The 20,220-nt window shown below is 55.5% G+C and carries 11 protein-coding genes; 4 read left to right on the forward strand and 7 right to left on the reverse strand.

Features of this window, described 5'->3' with window-relative positions; translation table 11 throughout:
- Window positions 1-6 precede the first annotated feature (6 nt).
- Window positions 7-6,036, forward strand: a complete 6,030-nt coding sequence (locus SH467x_RS07430; RefSeq protein ID WP_482370643.1) for a hypothetical protein — start codon at window positions 7-9, stop codon at window positions 6,034-6,036.
- A 209-nt stretch (window positions 6,037-6,245) separates the two neighbouring features.
- Here SH467x_RS07430 and SH467x_RS07435 read toward each other — a convergent pair whose 3' ends face one another.
- Entirely contained in the window at window positions 6,246-6,626 is a 381-nt protein-coding gene (locus tag SH467x_RS07435) for a GxxExxY protein (RefSeq protein ID WP_482370644.1), read from the reverse strand.
- 186 nt (window positions 6,627-6,812) lie between these two features.
- Complete coding sequence (locus SH467x_RS07440) at window positions 6,813-7,613, reverse strand: enoyl-ACP reductase FabI (protein WP_482370645.1); 801 nt, start codon at window positions 7,611-7,613, stop codon at window positions 6,813-6,815.
- Between the two features lie 252 nt (window positions 7,614-7,865).
- On the opposite strand from SH467x_RS07440, the gene SH467x_RS07445 reads away from it, so the two are divergent.
- A complete protein-coding gene (locus tag SH467x_RS07445) occupies window positions 7,866-8,135 on the forward strand; it encodes a TIGR03643 family protein (protein ID WP_482370646.1) in 270 nt (89 codons plus the stop codon).
- A 70-nt stretch (window positions 8,136-8,205) separates the two neighbouring features.
- On the opposite strand, the gene SH467x_RS07450 is transcribed toward SH467x_RS07445, so the two are convergent.
- Entirely contained in the window at window positions 8,206-8,439 is a 234-nt protein-coding gene (locus SH467x_RS07450) for a hypothetical protein (RefSeq protein ID WP_482370647.1), read from the reverse strand.
- Between the two features lie 151 nt (window positions 8,440-8,590).
- Complete coding sequence (locus tag SH467x_RS07455) at window positions 8,591-10,198, reverse strand: Na+/H+ antiporter (RefSeq protein WP_482370648.1); 1,608 nt, start codon at window positions 10,196-10,198, stop codon at window positions 8,591-8,593.
- Between the two features lie 267 nt (window positions 10,199-10,465).
- Here SH467x_RS07455 and SH467x_RS07460 point away from each other — a divergent pair, with 267 nt between their 5' ends.
- Window positions 10,466-11,854, forward strand: a complete 1,389-nt coding sequence (locus SH467x_RS07460) for a hypothetical protein (RefSeq protein ID WP_482370649.1) — start codon at window positions 10,466-10,468, stop codon at window positions 11,852-11,854.
- Window positions 11,855-11,982: 128 nt separating this feature from the next.
- Here the strand turns inward: SH467x_RS07460 and SH467x_RS07465 are convergent, their stop codons facing one another.
- From SH467x_RS07465 to alaS, 3 genes are all read right to left on the reverse strand, one after another.
- Complete coding sequence (locus SH467x_RS07465) at window positions 11,983-14,643, reverse strand: YfbK domain-containing protein (protein WP_482370650.1); 2,661 nt, start codon at window positions 14,641-14,643, stop codon at window positions 11,983-11,985.
- Window positions 14,644-14,772: 129 nt separating this feature from the next.
- Window positions 14,773-15,300: an RNA polymerase sigma factor gene (locus SH467x_RS07470; RefSeq protein WP_482370651.1), complete on the reverse strand. Its 528-nt coding sequence runs from the start codon at window positions 15,298-15,300 to the stop codon at window positions 14,773-14,775.
- Window positions 15,301-15,559: 259 nt separating this feature from the next.
- A complete protein-coding gene (gene alaS, locus SH467x_RS07475) occupies window positions 15,560-18,376 on the reverse strand; it encodes an alanine--tRNA ligase (protein ID WP_482370652.1) in 2,817 nt (938 codons plus the stop codon).
- Window positions 18,377-19,105: 729 nt separating this feature from the next.
- Between alaS and SH467x_RS07480 the strand changes: the two genes are divergently transcribed.
- Window positions 19,106-20,215, forward strand: coding sequence for a DUF1559 family PulG-like putative transporter (locus SH467x_RS07480; protein ID WP_482370653.1), 1,110 nt, complete (start codon window positions 19,106-19,108; stop codon window positions 20,213-20,215).
- Window positions 20,216-20,220 lie beyond the last annotated feature (5 nt).

Below are 20,220 nucleotides of genomic sequence, written 5' to 3' on the forward strand. Positions count from 1 at the left end.
AAACCCATGAGCCAAGGAATCGCTACACCGACTGGGCGCGTCCCTGCGTCCCCATCCGAAGTTCGCAACGATTCGAACTCGGATCCGATAGCCGCATCGATTCGGAGCTCGGTGAAACGCTTTTCGAGAATGCGTCTCCGATGGTCGATCGCGCGCGCATCGATCGCCCTCGGACTGGTTCTCGCTATCGGTTGGATGCTTTCCATTTTGCTCGACGGATTCTTGTGGCTTGAGCCTTGGGTCCGAATCACGCTTGCCATCGCACTCTGGCTCCTTGCGATCGGTATAGCGTGGCGAGCTGGTTTGTCCGAGGTGCTTTCGTCTAGCTCGTTGGTAGACCGTGCTCGCGAGATGGAGCAACGGCACCCTCACTTCCAAGAGAAGCTCATCGCGAGCGTCGATTTCGACACCCCAACCATCGCATCGAGAGGATTCTCCCCCGATTTTATCCACCAAACAAAGTATGCAGCCCTTCGCGAGCTGAGACAGGTGGACTGGAACTCGCTCATCCCATGGAGACAATTACAACAACCTACACTTGCGCTCCTCCTCTTGGGCCTAACCGCCTTTAGCCTTTCACTCTTTCCAAACCTTCAGTTTCAGCAACGATGGCTGCGCGTCGCCCTCCCATTTCTGGATGTGAACATCCCTCGCTCTTGGCGGATCGAGTTCCTCTCCCCGACCGTTGAACGCTTTGAAGCACCCTCGCAGCAGATTATCGAAATCGCCGTCAGAGCCCGCTCGCTCAAGAATCAAACGACGAACCCTGAAAAGGCGGTCATCGAGTTTCACGCATCCGAACAATCTAGTGCACCGGACAATCGTTTCTTTTCCGTTGCTCTCAAACCAGATGCGAGCACGAGTGATGTATTCATCGCCAAAGTCCCGATCGGTGAGCAGCCGATTCGATACCGTGCCGTGATCGATGACGCTGCCTCTTCTTGGAGGACCCTCGTTCCGCTTCTGCGTCCCCACCCCGTTCGCTTCCAAGGGAGCGTGACTCCACCAATCTACTCGGGATTGGAAAGACGATCGATCGACCAAGAGCAAGGGGACTTGCAGGTCATGGCCGGCAGCAGCGTTGAACTTCGCATCGCTGTCGACCAACCCTTGGAGAGAGCCACCGTCACCATCGAAGACCTTGAGACGGGAGAGCAGGTCGAAAGGAAAATGGCTCGAGGTTCAGAGGATCGGGAATGGACCTTTGATTGGAAAGCAGATCGATCCGCCAAATACCAATTGCAACTCGACTCCAAGACGCGTTTCGAAGGGGAATCGCTTCGAAATACCCTTAGCACCCGATATCGAATCGATGCGATTGCCGATCCAGCGAGCGAGATCCAGTGGTTCCCAACAGATAGAACCCTGTGGCAGGAACCACCACTTCCAGATCAAACCTGGCTCACGACATTGGAGATCCCAATCAGTCTTGCCGCCCAAGTAACGGACAACTTGGAGGTGCAGTCGATTGTTCTGGAGTACTCTCTGAACGACGAAGCATGGAAGACGTGTGCCTACAATGCGGCTTGCCCGCCGCCTTCGATAGAGTGGGAAGACAATAACGGATCGAGAAGAAAAGCCTTGCTGGAATGGGATTGGGACCCCATGACCTGCCAAGCCAAAGCGGGAGATACGCTGCAATTGAGACTGGTTTCCGTCGATAGGGCGGAACAAACCTCGTACTCGTCGTTGTTGCGGTATGCCATCACCTCAGAATCGCATGATCCGAAAAGATACGACGTGCTCAAGAGTCGAATGCGAATCGCCAAGCCCCTTTTGGCGTTGAAGAATACCATCGAAGCGTCCTCCAAACAGATCGACGAATGGACCAAAAAGCTGGAACCATCCGATAAGGCATCAGGCCAGCCGGATACCGCCGCGGCAGATCGACTCCAGACTTTGCAAGAAATGAGCGACTGGGGCCAGCAAGCTCGCGCTTCCCTGCAGGGGATTCTCCAAATCGTGGAGGAGGAACTTCCTTCCCTTGAACGAGGCATCGATCAACGCGATCTGGAGTGGATGGCACAAGCGGCACAGACACTTACTAGCGAACATTTACCCCGTATCGACTTCGCGTTTGCCATTGCGAGGGAGCAACAAAAATCAGGAGAGGCCTCGAATCGACCCGAATCAGAGCGAGAGCGAATGCAACAGGCGATCCATGCGGTCCGGATCGTGCAGGACGTCTCGCGGCACCTTGCTCATGTGGCGCAGGTCGGTGCGGCATTTGAGATGCTGTCCACGCTGACGGTCGACATGCAGGAGCTCGCAAACCTTCAGAAGAAAAACAGTCGCGGATCCGATAATTGGACTCTGCCGCAATGGAAGCGATCCCAGATGATCGCGGACCAAGTTTGGATCGATGCCAAGGAACGCATCGGTCGCTATCTAGCGGAGCTGCCACGCGGCACGGCAGACGGACTGGCAGATTGGCAAAAGTGGATGGAGGATTCGAGACAAAGCAATCGAGATACATTGGAACCACTTCAGGGAGGAGCGGAGCTGAGCAAAATAAGCGAGCGAATCCGCACCGACTCGAACGAACTTCGCGATCGAAGCTGGATGTTCCGATACGACAACATTCCGCATCAATCGCAAGCCGCCCGCCACGAGCTGATCATGGGAAAGCGGCAACCTGTTTTCCACTCGCTCGAATCCCTCCTGCAGAAGCTTCGGGCGCACGATAGTCTCGCAAAGAACCCAAGCACATCGACCGCAAGCTTGGCGGAGAGCATGAAGATTGTCGAAATGGAATGGCGGATGGTAGGCGAATCTTCCGCGGAAAGGTTGCTGCTCCAGCGTTCGACTCACCAACTCCGGAAGTCACAGGACACCGCTTTTTCAGCCGATTTAGGACTCGCCTCGCGCGCGTGGAGAGCCCTGATATCGCAGTGGTTTGAAAGTCCGAGCGACCGTGAATCGACTCGAAGGAATCTTGAACTCGTCTCCCAAGCGATTCGCGTATTGGAAGGTGCTCACGAGTTCCACGATGCTCAGCAATCCTTATCGGCTCTCGCCGTTTCGGAGCGGTATGCCGATGACCCGTTCGAGGCTTTGGCCTACGCCGCTCCCACGTTGGGGGCGATTGCGAAGGGGTTAGAGAATGCACACCGTCGACTGCGAGAAACGGGCCGAATCGATAACAAGGTACTGGACCGTCTTCAAGCGGTGTTATGGCAGCCGGACTACACGACCGCCAACGAGAAGCTTTATCAACGCATGAACGAGCCATTGGCTCCGTTCGCTACCATAGCCCCTCATTTGGATGCTTGGATCGCTTATCTCCATGGCTGCGATCGGGAAATGGAGCCGGTATTCGAGGAGGCGAGAGAGACACTGCGACGTTTTGCACCCACCGTCTCGGAGCTTGCTGAGAAAGCAGCTCAATCCGCTCGACAACTGAAAAAGGCCACCGAAACACAAAAGGAATCGCGAGAAAAAGGGGACTCTCAAACGAACAACGATCGAGAGCAAATCGAAGCAGAACGAGAGAACTTGAACGAGGATGCAGAAGAGTTGCGGCAAGCCCTGTCGGAAATGGCCTCCCAACAAAATCTTCTTCAGCCCGATCAGATGGCACTGGCGAAAGATTCGGATCAAGCGGCCGAGTTGGTGGAAAGGGTCATGGATCGCTTGAACGAGTCGCTCGATGCGGCGATGACCACCGAGGAGGAGGCCTCGACGGAACAGGCCATTGCGGATCAATCCAATGCCGCGAAGGCCATGGAGACCATCGCAAAGCATTTTTCCCCCCAAGATCCTGACGCGACTCAAGCGAAGGACAACTTGCCATCCTTCGATGAAAGTTTGGAGGCTGACCTCGCCTCATCGATGGACAGCCAGGCACTGGATTCGCGAGCATCGCGAGAGGATGCTTACGAACGCGCCGATCAATTGCAAAAGCTTGCTTCTGCCGACCCGCGCGCTCTTCTCCAGGAATTGGAGAGAGAGCTGCCGAACAATCCAGCCATGCAACGGGAGCTTTCCGAGATTGCCAAAGCCGCTGCGACCAATGCCATTCAAGAACTCCAGCGCGCAGCCACAAAAGAAAAGGAACTTCAGTTGCAATTGGAGAATCAAGATCTTCAGCTCGCCGCTCAGAAAGCGCGCAAAGTCACCGAATTGCAAGCGATCATGGATGAAGCGGATCGGCTCGCCAAGACCTTGCTTGAAAAAGGGGAGCAACTGACCTACCGCATTCCTTCGGCTAAGAAATCCTACGACGAGCTGCGAATGGAAATGCGTCAGCAGATCGATTCACTTCGAACATCGCTTCAATCTGCCAGGCAAGTCAATTCCAGATCGTCGAGCGACGAAATCGAATCGAAGTCGCAAGAGCTCCGGAACGCATTCGCCGAAGGAAAGAAAGCGGTATCGAACTTGAAGGATCAAGCGAGGGAGCTGGGTTCGCAAAGGGTGGAGAGAGATGAACAAAAACGTCTCAATCGCGTCACCGAAGCAGGCAACGCACAAAACTCCATTCGCAACGACGTTCGCGCGGAAGCCAATCGATTGGTCAAGCAATGGAAAGACCAGCTTGGACGCGTTGACAACGAATCCAAACGGTTAGAAAAGGATGTCGCTCGACAGCAGGAGCAATTGCAAAAGACGGTCGAGCAAGCGGCAAAGAATCCCACAAACGGGAGCTTGGCAGAGCAACAGAAACGGTCCGAAGGGAGTTTGGAAGCCCTGCGTGAGTCGTTGGAGCGCAATCAAGAAACCTCGAGATGGACTCAACAGATCGTGTCGAATCTAGAGAATCGGGCGCGAGGGCTGGATGAGAGAGCGAAGAATTCGCTCAATACCCCAAACCCGTATGGGGCTTTGATTGAAGAGCAACTCGAGCAGGCTTCTCAGCTTTTGCAGCAGTTAGAACAAAGGGCTGGTGAACTCACTTCGGATGCCCGATCCTTGCCAGAACCGAAGACCCCATCGAGCACGTTGGAGCAAGCAGCGTTGGAGCAGGAGCGAACCCGCGAAAATGTTTCCCAAGTAGCCAAGGACTTGGAACGAGGCGCTCGGCACGAGGAACGCCTCGGCAATCCATCGGCGAGTCAGTCGCTACAAGGGCAAGCGGCGGCAGTCGAAGCCATCGACACCGAGACGTTGAAACCAGCGGAGTCATCGCTTCAGCGGGCCGCTCATCAGGCGGCACAGCAAGAACAAAGCGATACGACGCGAACACAGAAAAATAGCCCGGCGATTGCGAGGCCGGAAACCACCGACTCGAACATGGCATTGTCCAAAGCAGAGCAAGCTTTGAGGGAGCAAGCCGCGGTCTTGCAAGAATCGCTGGCTCGGTCACAGGAAAGCTCCAACTCCAACGAAACGTCGAAACCAACAGATGCACCATCCGATACAAACCAGTCGGATGCGTCCAATGCCCCGACAGGAGCCCCCCGTTCCTCGGGTAGCCAGAAGTCCAGTGGAAGCACACCGACCGACTCGGGGCCAGCCTCTCAAAGCGGCCCTTCTTCAGGTGGCCAGCAAGTCGCCTCCGCGTCAGCGGAAGCCCAACAGCGAGGGGTCGAGATGGCACGACTCTTGGACCAATTGGATCGAGCTCAAAACGGCCCGATGGCGCCCGCGGAGACAGGGGATTCCAACGAATCGGCGGTGCAGGACGTCTCCAGATTGGATGCCAATTCGGATGCCAATCAAGTTCGAAATCACAAAGGGAGCATGGCATCCGCCCTCCAGTCAGCCGCAACGTCCATGGCGCAGTCTCTTGCGTCCGAAATGAGCCAACAGAGGCAGATGCAAGCCCAGCGAAATCCGATTGGTCAAACGTATCTTCGAGATCAGCGCGCGAGCAAGATGCCTCAACGCGGGCTCAACCCTTCCATACCGGATCGTTCGGAGGATTACTTCCTACCGAGTACTGTGAAAGGAAAGAATCGGGACTGGGGACGATTGCGTACCCAAAAGGCAGAGCAAGTTCTCGAGGGGACGAGGGAAACCTTCGACCCCGAGTTCGATGCCGCAATCCGCGCATACTATCAAGCCATCGCGACTCCATCTTCCAAAGAACGCTAATAAACCACGTACTGGGTGGAACCACGGAAGATAAAGAAAATAAAGTAACCACAGAAGACACTGAATACACGGAAGCAGGGATAAGGGATTAGGGACAACGTCTTCCCACACATATATCTTGAGACTCCATCCTTTCCGTGTGTTCTGTGTATTCCGTGGTTCCTCCCGCTTCGTGGTTCCTACCGCACAGTGATCCCGGTCCCCGCTAATCACCTCACGATTCTTTCGATCGTCGCTTTGGGATAGTGGCCGAAGTTGACGAGAAAGCCAAGCCGAATTCCTGTCGCCTTCAAGTAGTTGTGTAGCTGTGCACGATGTTCGTCCGAAAGCTCTTTTACCGCCTTCAGCTCAACAATGATCTTGCCATAGCAGATGAAATCAGGTCGGTAGATTTGTTCAAGCTTTTTCTGCTTGTAGAACAACTCTAATGTTGGTTGCGGGACAAACGGAATCGACTGTTTGGTGAACTCGCTGTGCAAGCACTCTTGATAAACGGCCTCGAGGAAACCACACCCCATCTCGCGATACACTTCAAAGACAGCCCCTCGGATTAAGTAACTTTCGTCATTGAATAATAACTCGGATTCCATGATGGCTCCTCGATTGGCGTGATGAATAAACCAAGGAAAATATAGAACACACGAGAACCACAGAATACACCGAACACACCGAAGAAGAGTTAAGGTTTCAGGGATAAGGCCTTCCTACCCATGGATCTTGAAACTCCATCATTTCCGTGTATTCCGTGTGTTCCGTGGTTCCACTTCTTTCGTGGTTTACTGCCCTGCAACGTTTTCGATGATTTGACGATCGAAATAGTTCGTGGACATCCCTGCATCAACGATCACCGTTTGGGCTTGGATACCAGAGGAGCGGGGACTGAGCAGAAAGACTGCGGTGTTGGCCGCTTCCTGGGTCGTGAGGCCCTCCCCTCTCGGGATCGCCTTTTCGGCGAATAGATAGGCGTCGACGTAGCCAGGAATCCCCGCTGAGGCACTTGTTTTAAGCAGACCAGCCCCGACCGCGTTGAATCGAACACGCGAGAATCGACTAAATGACTTGGCTAGAAAGGCCAGCGACGAGTCAAGCGCCGCTTTGACCGGCGCCATGAAGCCATAGCTCTCGCTCGCCATACGCGTGGTCGAAATACTGATCGTGACGACCGATGCGTCCTCGGCGAGCAAGGAGCGAAGGGCATTGCAGATAGCGATCAATGAGAAGCACGATATATCGATCGCTTGAAGGAACTGTTTGCGTGTCGTTTCGTGAAATGGCTTGATTCCGTCGCTGTAGTCGGCGAATGCAATCGAGTGAACGATTCCGGATATGGGCTGTGCGTTCTTTGCCAGTTCCAAGGCCAGCGCTTCGATTTGCTCGGGATGTTCAACGTCGCAGCAGTGAATCGTGCGTCCCGCTAGTAACTTGCCAAGCTCTTCGCGTCGCTTTTCACTTCGGACGACATACTCTACCAAGGCTCCGTTTTCCTCAAGTGTTTTGGCGATCGCATACGCCACGCTTTTGCGGTTCGCAACACCGAAGACAACGACTCGTTTATGGGAAAGGGCCAAAAAGTCCATGGATTTACATTTCGCGGGGGAGGGGAAATTGCCGTGATGAAGCACCCTTCAACGGCAGGCCCATGATAACGCGATCGACTGCAATCGTCTTGGGATTCCCTTTCGAAATGGGAACTCGACTTGACAGTTTCGCATGATGGTAAGGGGTCGTGGTACAACCGGGATAGCACCGCGCGGTGAAGCGATCAGAGCCCCCTATTGCCACTTGTTACCTTCTTTCCATGCGACAGGCTCGCCCAGGAAGTAGCCTCCGTGCACAAACGAAACGGTAGAGAATTCACTCGAGAAGAAGTCGATCGCGTGATCGAAATGGCATGGGAGGACAGAACCTCCTTTGACGCGATCGAGAATCAGTTTGGACTCACCCAGGGGGATGTCATCGCGTTGATGCGCTCGGAGTTAAAGCCTGCCTCGTTTCGGTTGTGGCGCAAACGGGTCGCAGGCAGGCAGACCAAACATGTCGAGAAGCGCGGATTCCTAGTCGGGCGATTCCGTTGTCCGGATCGCCCGCGTTCGCGATGATCTTGAAAACGATCATCTTGAAAACGATGTGGACGAGGCAGATTATCTCGTCAAGGCAACTATCGTCGCGTTACTTCTTCTTTGCCTTGGCAGCTTTCTTGGCTGGCTTGGGAGAGGCTTTGGCTGCCCCTTTTTTGGTGACGGCCCCTGCGCTCTTCTTCACGGCTTTCGCCGTTGCCTTTGCCGGCTTCGCAGCCGCCTTCGATGCAGTGGCAACGGGAGCGGATTTCTTCTTCGTATTGCCGAAAATAGAGTCCCAGTTCGAAGCGTACTTGTTGTTGGTACCTACACGCGTAATCGTCACGAAATCACCTTATTCAAAAAACAGAGATCGCCGGTCCCTAGAACGACGCGGGAGAAACCATCAAAGTAGCGTATGGATTTGGTACCGGTCAAGACAGCTTGGTGGCGCGAACGATGCGTCTCAGCAGGGCTTTCGATCCATCCAACCTGATTCACTCGTGCGATGATCCGGTCACGGACGTGAGTCTCGTTTCTTCCATGTCCAGCTCCCGTTCGATCTTTTGAACAACCCGTTCGTCGACGATCGAATCTTTCGCTAGTTGATGCAGTCGCTTTCGTTGCTTGCGCAGTACGTGCAGATAGGTCACTTGGCACCGACGGGATTGGTTTTCGATCAGACCATCGGTGGCGTTGAACGCAAGTCGCGAGAGCCACGCGTCGGCTTGGGTATGAAAGTGGTTCTGAAGGTAGTCGATTTCTGACTCCGCCCCCCCTGCCTCCCTGCGGGCATTCAGAAACAGATTGGCCTCGGCGAGCAGCAGCAGTCGCGCATCCACCTCTTGATCGGGAGCAGGGAGTCCCTCTTTGGGGAGCCGTAGCCATCGCACGACCAGCGGAAGCGAAACTCCTTGAATGATCAACGTGCCAAAAATGACGCCGATAACCGTCACGAAAATCAAATTGCGGTGAGGAAAATCGGCAGGCAAAGCAAGAGCTGCTGCGAGGGAGACAACCCCGCGCATCCCTGTCCATCCGATGAGCAAAAGGAAACGCCACGGGAGCGGTTTCCACTCTCTTCTACCTTGAAGGATAAAGGCTGGCATCCAAGCCAAGGGGAGGACGCAGGCCATTCGCACGAGAATGGTTACCCCGAGGACCACTCCGCTCAGCCAAAGCGATTGCACCAGAAGAGACTCGTCGGCAATCGACACCAGTACCCCGCGAAGCCCGAGCCCGATGAAGATGAACGTCAAACCTGTCAGAACAAATACGACGCTCTCCCAAACAGCGGAAGCATGCAGTCGAGTTGCCGCCGAAAAGAGCTCCGCACCGTACGCCCTCACCAGCAACCCGGAGCAGACGCAAGCCAAGACACCGGATAGATGGAAGGCCTCCGCTGCAATATACGCGGCATAAGGCGTCAGCAGGGTGAAGACGGTCTCGACCACCGGTTCATCCAATCGTTCATGCACTCGAACTGCTAGCCAGCCGACGACCGCTCCCAACAATAGCCCTCCCGATGCGACCCACAGGAAGCTCATCAGCGTCCCCGACCACGAGAAGACTTCCCCGGCCGCGACTGCGAGCGCGACGCGGTAGGCCACCAATCCTGAGGCATCGTTGAGCAGACTCTCCCCTTCGAGAATTACAAGGATTCGCTTCGGGACTCGAAGCTTGTTCGTAACCGCCATCGCAGCGACGGCATCGGGAGGAGAAATAATGGCGCCAAGAGCGAACGCCACAGGCCAGGACATCTCAGGCACCATCCACTTGCAGACGAATCCAACGACGAGAGTGGTCGCAACAACCAACCCGAACGCCAGGAAAGCGATCGGTCGAATGTGATGATAGAACTCTTGGAAATTGGTTTGCCAAGCCGCCGAGTAGAGGAGCGGCGGGAGAAAGATGAGGAACACAACGTCCGGCGTCAGCTGGATATCGGGCAACCCAGGTACCAAAGCGAGCATCGCCCCAACCACAACGAGAATGGTGGGATAAGGAACCAGCCACTTGCGAGTCGCAAAAGCCAATAGCGTCACCAGACAAAGCAACATCAAGACCGTTGAGATCTCAAAAAGGGGGGTGACAGTTGCTAGCAAAACGAAAGCCTCGCCGAGGGTAAAATCTGCCGCCTGTATCGAGAAAAACAGCCTTTGCCCGAACTTTCCGTTCGGGTCTTGCCGATAAAGCCGGTGGTATCGGGAATTCCGATCGTTCTCGTTCGAGAGATCGATTGTGTCAAGCCGATTATTCCATGGTCAGGACGACGAGTCGTCCACCAGCAGGTGCATAGCATCTGATCCAATCGGGGGGAATTGCGCTCGAGCACTCGGGAGCAATCGCAATTATGCGTTGGAGATTTTTCGATGAAGTTGCTTAAAGGCTGGAAAATACGTTTACTCGCGGGCTTGGTCATAGCCACCGCAGGAGGGCAACTCGAAGCGCAGACGATGCCCGGCAGCCCATATTCCAACGCCATGGGGCCTCAAAGCCCAATGATGTTCGCGTCCTATCCACAGGACGAGGCGGGAGCACCGAGCGAAGCGCCACCCGCTTACCCTATGCCGGAAGCCATGGGTCAGGCACCTATGGGAGCCGACATGATGGGCTACGGCGGCGAAGCCTGCGGGCCTCAATGCGGCCCTGAATGCGGACACCACGGCGGTGGTCTCTTCGGCCGATGCTACGGTGGCGAACGCTGCGATGTTTACGGTCGCTCCCTCACCGGATTCCGACACAATATGCGCGGATGGCTCGCCTCCAAACGAGGTATTTTGCGTCCCTACGGCGAAGGCGGGATCGCGACCCAACGATGGTTCGACATCTCCGCCGACGGTGTCTTCCTGGCGCGAACCAAAGGGTCGTCTGACTTCGCTTTTTCTAGCGATGGTATCAACGGCCCGCGAGTCCTGACCGCCAACATGGTCGACTTGGATACGCTGCAGGCTGGCCTCGGCGTTCAAGCCAACATCCAGACCGGTGTGGGCTCGAATTTGGAAATTCTCTACTTTGGACTGAACGATTGGGAAGAGTCGGCTCAAGTGACGTCGAACTCACCTCAGTTCTTCTCCTTCATCAGCGACTTCGGACAATTGCCTCCAAACGGATTCGACGACTCGGATCGATCGCGAGTCCAGCGTATCGATTACAGAAGCGAACTGCATAACGGCGAAATCAATCTCCGACGCCGATGGTCGGAACCCGAAGGTTTCTGGCAAGGAAGCTTTTTAGGCGGGGTCCGCTATATGGACATCGATGAGAACGGCGTGTTCAGCGCTTCGGGCGAAAACGACAACGGAATCGACCGAAATGGTCCACGATTCTTTGAATACAGCGTCAACACCCGAAACGCCTTGGTCGGGTTCCAAGTCGGTGGTGACCTTTGGTACAACCTCATGCCTGGAGTGAAGCTCGGTGGCGAGCTCAAGTCGGGTATATTCAACAACAGTACCAACCAAGACACCACGATCCTCGGTAACTCCATCAGCGGGGAATTCCGAGAGTTTGCGAGCGATGACGATGCTGCCTATATCACGCAGTTCTCCACGCAGCTTTGGTATCGATTGAATTACTCTCTCGCCTTCAAAGCGACCTACCAACTGATGTACATCGATGGCGTGTCTCTGGCGACAGAAAACTTCAACGCCGCTCCACCTCTGCTGTTCGATGCTGCATCTTCCCGAGTGCCTACCATCAATCACGACGCGGAAATCGTCTACCAAGGATTCACCGTCGGTGCCGAGTACACCTGGTAAGGACGACTGAACCGAACCGATCTACAGCAAAAGCCCCGGTCATTTCAAGTGACCGGGGCTTTTTGCATTCCGCGATAGATCCTAAAGGAGCGACGACTCGCCACTCGCCACTCGCTACTCGCTACTCGCTAGTAGCCACTTGTGGCTCGCCCAGCAAGGGACTGAGCGGTTCGCATGAGCTCCAAACATTCGGCGCGATGCTCATCGCCTCCCACTCCACGGCTCGCTCGCTCCATCATTGCATCCCAACTGGCTTGCGGGGCCATCTTGGATCGGCGAAGCAGAAGCCCGAACTCGGCAACGGCAGTGCTCCAAAGCAAGTCGCGGTCGAGCTCGTCCTCGGAGGCTTCGGGATGATTCGATAAAATGAACTCTTGCTTCGTGCTCTCCGATGCGTCGGGACGCTTCGAGCGAATTTTGAGTGTTAACCATTCGCGAAGCAGCTCTTGCTCTACCTCTTGCTTGGGGGATTCTGCCGCAGCCGTCGACCGCTTGTACTTCGACTCGCTCTCGGCAGGAGAAAGATTCGGTTCGACCAAGCTGGTGGGAACGATCTCATAAAAGGCCGTGACGGAGTGGCCAGCACCGATGTCTCCAGCATCCTTGCGATCGTTGCTGAAGTCGGCATTGGTCAGTTGTCGGTCTTCGTAGCCAATCAATCGGTACGAACGGACCAAGTTCGGATTGAAGTCCATCTGGATCTTCACATCCTTGGCAATTGTCACCAGCGTGCCGGTCAGTTGGTCCACCATCAGTTTCTTGGCCTCCCGATCGCTGTCGACCATTCCATAAACGCCGTTGCCGTCTTTGGAAATTTTCTCCATCATCGAATCGTTGTAGTTGCCCGCGCCGTAACCCAAGCAAGTCAGGAAAATATTCTTCTTCGCTTGTTCTTTCAGCAAATCCACCAAGGAATCCGTGCTGGTGACTCCGACATTGAAGTCTCCGTCGGTGCACAAAATAACGCGATTCGATCCCCCTTCGATAAAGTTCTCTTGGGCGATCGAATAGGCCAAACGAATGCCCTCCCCGCCATTGGTGGAACCACCTGCCTGGAGATTGTAGATTGCCCCGAGAATTCGGTCCTTTTCAGTCCCCGGGGTGCTCGGAAGAACGCATCCTGCTGCCCCTGCATAAACCACAATGGCCACTCGATCGTCCTCTCGCAGACGCTGAGCAAGCAAAGAAAGTGAACGCTGAACCAGCGGGAGCTTGTTCGGCTCGTTCATCGATCCCGAAACATCCAGCAGGAACACAAGGTTGCACCTGGGTCTATCCTCGGTTTGCATCTTCTTGGCCTGAATACCAACCCGGACCAGTTTGTGCGAACGATTCCATGGACAATCCACCATGCGAAGACTGGCGGCAAACGGGGAATCTGCGTCAGGTGCAGGATATTCGTACTGGAAGTAATTGATCATCTCTTCGATCCGAACCATGTTGGGCGTTGGGAGTTGCCCACGCTGTTGAATCGATTGACGGATCTTGCTGTACGAAGCGGTATCGACGTCGATCGAAAAGGTCGTGACGGGCTCCTTTTCCGCTTCCGTGAACGGTTTCTCCACAATGCGATCGAATCGATCCCCGGAGGATTCCACGACCGGTGGAGCGGGGGGGAATCGTTTCAGATTCGAACGAAGTTCAGGTGGAAGAGCCGGGGGGACCCCGTCAGCGCCTCGCTCTGAAAATCGATGGTTGGGCTGAATCGCCAAGGTATCCAAGTCATCTAGCGGCCTCCCCGCCTGGGGGCCCATCCCAGGGCCACCCATGCCGGGGCCACTGGTTCCAGGGGCTGCCCCGCCGAGCCCTCCCATGCCACCTCCCAAGGCAGCTCCGTAACCACCTGCGAACCGCTCGGTTCCGAATGGCTCCCCTCCAGGTCCCGAGCTATCCGAGCCCACTCCCTTCGCTTCGGCCCCGTACCCACTACCGCTAGCGCCGTAACCACTACCGCTCGCGCCCGGGACGAACTGCAATGGGGGTGTCGCCGCCGTGCCTGTGGCGCCTCCCAGTCCGTTGCCCCCCCCCAACTCGCTGGTACCGTCCGCGTTGGGACTGTCCACATTGCCTCGATAGAGATCAAGCGGTCGTGCTGGCGCGCCCGCATTTCGCGACCCGTCGGCTAGCTCTGTCGTCAACAATGCAACCGCGTCCTCCTTCGTCTGCTTCGATGCAGCATTCTGCTTTGCCTCTACCGGCATATCTTCAGATTTCTTCGCATCGCTAGGCTTTGTAACTGCGGCCATGCTGGACACGGAGTTTGGATCGGAGGGGGCAACGGTCCCCTCTTCGCTATCGCCCGCTTCGCTATCGCCCTCTTCGCTATCGCCCTCTTCGCTATCGATAGTGTGAATCGTTCGCGGATCGAACGCGATGTTGTTTTGATAACGCTCGAACGAGCTCCATGCGAGCAAGCCAAGGGGAATGCAAGCGGCGATTGCAAGCGCCGCGACGAATCGTCGGCGGCGATAGAACGGAAGATGAAGCAATCGGTTCGGCTCGATCGTCGCACTCGTGAGAGCGCTGTTAGCGAGCGCCGTCTCCAGCGACGAAAGCTGTTCCGGGGTAAGCGAAGCATGAGTTGGCGAAACGCCTTCCCCCAAGGTCGCTTGGAGGAGTCCAAGTGTTTTTTGAAGCGATTGGCATTCCGCTCGCATCTCAGGCGAGACTTCTAAACGCCGTTCGATCTGGGCTCGTTCCGACTCGGAAAGCTCTCCCAGCAAATAGGCGGTTAATTTCCATGGATCGATGGAATGGGCTGCGTTGAACGGAGATTCATTGGATGACATGATAGGTCTTTATGATGCAAGATAAATTCTGTGTAAGATGGAGAACAACCCGGAGCACCGAAGTGGCAGTGCATCGCGAAAGATCGGTTCATTGGAGCGAGAGGATCAACCGTAGGGTTCTCGAGCGTTTCAAGGATCCACAACGCATTGCTTCAATCGCGTCACGGCTTGATGGATCAAGACGCCAACATGGGACACGCTGAGATCCATGACCTCAGCAATCTGCTTGTAGGAAAGTCCCTGCTGAAGCCGAAGCACGAGGACCTCCTGTTCTCGCGATGGCAGAGCAGCGATCTCGCGCTGAAGATGCTGGCGTTCTTCGGAAGAGATGAGGGATTGGGTCGGATCTGGCGATGGCGCCGATTGCCGATCAACTTGCTCGCTGGCAAACTGAATAAACATTCGAGACTCCTTGCGATGGCAATCCATCGCGCGATGGCGGCAGCATTTAAAAAGCCATGCCTCCACATGATCCTCGAGAGCCGACCGCGGTTCCCGACACACTCTCAAGAACGTGTCTTGGACGCAATCTCGGGCGCGATCCCAATCCCCGCCAAGGAGTTTGGCGGCATACGACACCAACGGGCGCTCGTACCTAGCGAATAGCGATCGAAGCCATTCGCGATCCGAGACTGGGCCGTTTGGCGTTTCGTTCATGCCGCGCCTGTCCGTCGCAAACGATCGAAAAGGATTCGGTGACTAAGGAAGTAGAGGAGGCACCCGGCCGCATGGTTGCACTCGGCCGGGCTATTGGGGTAAACGCCGGCCGGGGAAGTCTCTTAGTCTCCAAGTGGCAATTCGGGAGAAATAAATTCAAGTTCCAGGAGGGACGCGAGAACGTCCGCCCCTCACCTGCTTTACTAGGCCCGGGCCGCGTTACTAAGCCAGGGCCTGCAATGGCAAGCCTGGGCCTGCGTTAGGCAAGCATCGAGGCCCAAGTCTCTTTAGCAATCTGGAGGGCCTCCGGGAGCTTGGCGGGGATCTTCCCACCTGCTTGGGCCAAATCCGCCTTGCCACCGCCACCACCACCGACCGATTCGGCCACCGGCGTGATCCATTTGCCCGCGCTCAACCCGCGCTCGACGAGCGATTGGCTAATGCCCGCGATGAGCGTTACCTTGTCATCCGCGCGATTGGCAAGCAGCACGGCAATCGGTTCGGCCGACTTCTTTCGAAGCTGGTCGATCCACTGACGCATCATGCCCGCGTTGGCGTTAGGGGTTTCCACGACGATGAGCCGCGTACCTGCCACCTCGGAGGCTTGCTCGAGCAAACTCTCGACGGAGATGCTGCCGCCACTTTCGCTTAGCTTCTTGATTTGATCATGAAGCTGGACCTGTTCCTTGAGAATCGCGTCCAAACGCTCTGGTACCTCTTCATAGGAAACATTCAGCAATCGGGCGGCTTGCCGGAAGGAGGCTCGTGTGACGGCGTAGTCGGGCATAGATCCAGACGCTCCCGTCTTTCCCCCCACCAAGGCTGGGACCGCTTCGTTCCCGGCACCTGTAGAGAGCTTCTTCAATTTGCGGACGGCTAGAACCAAGTCCTGAACGGATTGGCCCAGCTTGTCGATTGCGCAACCCAGCTTTTCGGAGGTCGACTTGGCAAGGCTCTCGATCTTCGCGCGATGCTCCAGGGCTTTCGCACCGGTGAGAGCGGTGATGCGCCGGGTTCCGGACGACACGCTTTCTTCGGCCAGGATCTCTAGCGTTTGAATATCCTTCGTATTCGACGCGTGCGTCCCACCACACAACTCCTTGGAGAACGAACCCATGGAGACCATACGAACCGGGTCGGGATACTTTTCACCAAAGAGCATCATCGCCCCCGCTTCACGAGCGGTGGCCAGCGGCACCAGCTTCCAGTCGATCGGAGCGGACTCCGAAATCCGTTGGTTGGACAATGTCTCCACTTTTTGGAGCAGTTCGTCTGGCAAGGATTCTTGGTTGCTGAAGTCGAAGCGGAGCCAATCTGCGTCCACTTTGCTCCCCTGTTGCTGCGCGTGCCCACCAACATGGGATTGAAGAGCATGGTGCAGAATGTGGGTGGCGGAGTGGGCTCGTTTGATCGCATCGCGTCGGACTGTGTCCACTGTCGCTTGAACCGTGTCTCCCTCCTTCAATTCCCCCGAGATCATCTTTCCGTAATGGATAATCAGCTCCCCGCTTCGTTGGGTATCCGTGACTTCGAAAGCGCCGTGGGGGGTTTCGAGCCGGCCCGAGTCGCCGACTTGACCGCCGCTTTCTCCATAAAACGGAGTCCGGTCGAGAACGATTCGAATCATCTCGTTGGTCGCGGCGGAAACACTGGATACCAAGCGGTCTTCTTTTGGCTTCCCAACAATGATCCCCTTGATTTGAGCTGAGGAGGAAGTCGCCTCGTAACCCAGGAATTCGCAGCGATGGAGCGCTTCCTTGAGGGTTTCGATCGGACCGGTTTCAAACAATTCTCCTTGCTCGCCGCCGCTGATTTCCCCGTGTTCGGCCATCGCTTTGCGGTAGCCGTCCCAGTCGAAGGTGTAGTTCTTTTCGGCGGCGATTTGCTGGAACATTTCCGGTGGAACGCCGTGGGTTTGGTAAAGGGAAGCCGCTTCGCGTCCATCGACCATCACCCGTGCCGCAGAGGTCATGTCATCGAAGACTCGGTGGATCCGCTCCAATCCGGAATCGATGGTCGCGAAGAAGTCTGCTTCCTCCCGTTTCATGACTTGTGCGACGCGATCAGTCGTGGTGGCGAGCTCCGGGTAAACCGACTTCATCATGCTGGCGACGACCGGAACAAGCTGGTACAGGAACGGCTCTCGCATCCCCATTTGATGGCCGTCGAGGACGGCGCGGCGAAGAAGTCGCTTGATGACGTAACGGGCTTTCTTCGGTCCCGGATATACGTTTTCGTGGATGGCGAATGTGCAAGCTCGAACGTGATCGGTGATGCGTCGCAGGCGCCGACCGTTGTCGCTTTCGTACTCGTACTTCTGACCGACTGCCTCCGATGCGGCTTGGACAATCGGGAAGAGAATATCGATATGGAAGTTCGTGGGAACATTCTGCAGCACACTCGCGGTCCGCTCCAGCCCCATGCCGGTATCGATGTTCTTGCTCGGGAGGGGACGCAAATTGTCAGGAGGATTGCCGACGCGATTGAACTGGGTGAAGACCAAATTCCAGATTTCAACCGTCTTGCCATTGTCGAGTTGGTAGTAGATCTCGCTGCACGGACCGCAAACCCCATCGGGCCCTTGGCTCGGAGCCGAAGCAGGCCAGAAGTTCTCGTCTTCATCCATGCGTGCAATGCGACTGGTAGGAAGGCCAATCTTTTCGTTCCAAATCTTGGCCGCCTCGTCGTCGTCCTTATAGACCGTTACGGTCAGGCGGTTGGGATCGAGGGCCAACCACTTTTTGTCGGTGAGAAACTCCCACGCCCACTGGATCGCTTCCTGCTTGAAGTAATCGCCGAAGCTGAAATTCCCAAGCATTTCAAAGAACGTGTGGTGGTATGCGGTGCGGCCGACATTGTCGATGTCACCGGTGCGGAGGCATTTTTGGCAAGTCGTAGCGCGGGTGAAGTCGAGCTTGACCTTGCCCAGAAAGTGATCCTTGAATTGGTTCATCCCGGCGGGGGTGAACAAGACCGATGGGTCCCAAGTCGGGACGAGTACGTCGCTGGCTTGGCGATGGTGCCCTTTGGATTGAAAGAAAGTCAGATACTTTTCGCGTAGTTCGTCCGTTTTCATAGCCGCTTGTGTGTCCTGATGGGCCCCGGTTTGGATGCAGAGTCGCCGGTTTGATGCTGAGCAGACCGGTTTGATGCTGAGCAGACCGGGCAATCGCTCGAATAGTTCGTCTCTCCTGCTGCAGAAAACCTGAGTCTACGCGAACTTTCGCGAGGAGATCCGTCCGTCCCAACGAATCCTCAGTCCTATCGCCGAGAGAATGCGTGAATTTACCGTCGAAGCCCCGTTTCGCCAACGAGAGATGAGGACGGAAACGTTGAAGAGCGTCGAACCTTGCTAAATACCCCTCGACGCTACCCCTCGACGCATCCCACATCCCCGTCAACCCAACCAAAACCCCATCCCAACACCTTTATTAATTAAATTGCTTTCGTGTTTTTCTAATCCAAGCATTTTTTCCCAAATTTTTTTGAGGGAAGTCGTCAATTGGGTTGATGCGATTTTTTTGCGAATTCCCAGCGAAATTTCTAATATTGCAAGAAATCGATGTACAGATCGTGTCGGTCAGGCGTTTTGGTTGGGTTGGAGGACCGTCGCCAAACCGTTGACAAACCTTTTCCGGAGGTCTTAATTGATTCGGTTGCGCTCGCACACACAGCTGGCTGTCAACACGTTTTGGCTTCTGTTTGCACGCCTAGTCAACGCCTGGATCCTCCCGAGTTTCTTGTCTTCCACCTGCGTTTGCAGTGGGGGAGTTATTTTTTCGGTTTTTAATTGAAGGGTTCTGCAATGCGGAAGAATTTCGCACCTCGTGCTAAGGGGTTCACACTCGTTGAACTTCTCGTTGTCATCGCCATTATTGGTATTTTGGTTGGACTTTTGTTGCCAGCGGTTCAAGCAGCTCGCGAAGCTGCTCGACGAATGCAGTGCAGCAACAATCTCAAGCAGTTGGGGTTGGCGGCTCACAATTTCGAATCGGCTCTAAAGCGATTCCCTCCAGGGGTCCTCGGAGCGGGACGTGCCTCAACCGGTTTGTACCAAGCACCTTTGGCTGAATTCGGCCAACACTCAGGCGTCGGGCACTTGGTCCACCTGTTCCCCTACACCGAGCAAACTGCACTCTACGAGCGAATCTCGGCTGCTTCGAACCTCAATCCTGACACCAACGGTATCGGGGCGGTTTCCGGTACTTCGCAACAGCTGTTGAACCGATACTGGTGGGATACCGATTCGTGGGATGCCGCACAATACACCATCCCAACCTTGCTCTGCCCGAGCGATACCGCATCGGCCGGGACCGAGTACTCCGTTCTCACCAACTTCGCCACGACGACAGCAGCGACGGCACTGCCTGGCTTCAGCATGTACTACGAAGGAACTCAAAATGCCGCTTGGCACGCGACTGTAGGTAAGACCAATTACCTCGGATGCGGTGGCCGAAATGGTGTTGTTGGGTCCGCCGGAGTGAGCGCCACCACCACCAACGGTCTTCCTGCAGACTCGTTGACCGGTGTGTTTTACATCCGAAGCAAGACCAAGATCGGTGAAATCACCGACGGTACGAGCAACACGATTCTGTTCGGCGAAGTTACCGGTGGATTCAAGCAAGCAGCTCGACGCTCCGGACGCTTCATGTCGATGTGGTGGGTCAGCAACGGGCCTGTGTTCACCCGCTACATGGTTCCCGCGACCACCCAAGACCCCAACGATCAATGGTGGGGTGGCATCGCCAACGTATCGTTCCCACACTGGAGCAAGTTTAGCAGCATGCACACCGGCATCGTTAACTTGGCTCTCGCAGACGGCTCGGTCCGATCGTCTACCGTCAACATGGACGGCGCTTTGTGGCTGAACCTGGGTGGAATGAAGGAAGGATCCGTTGCTTCGTTCCAAGACTAGTTTCC

This window comes from Brakhagea slesvicensis, from assembly GCF_052161625.1.
In the GTDB taxonomy this organism is placed as follows: Bacteria; Planctomycetota; Planctomycetia; order Pirellulales; family Pirellulaceae; genus JBKCUI01.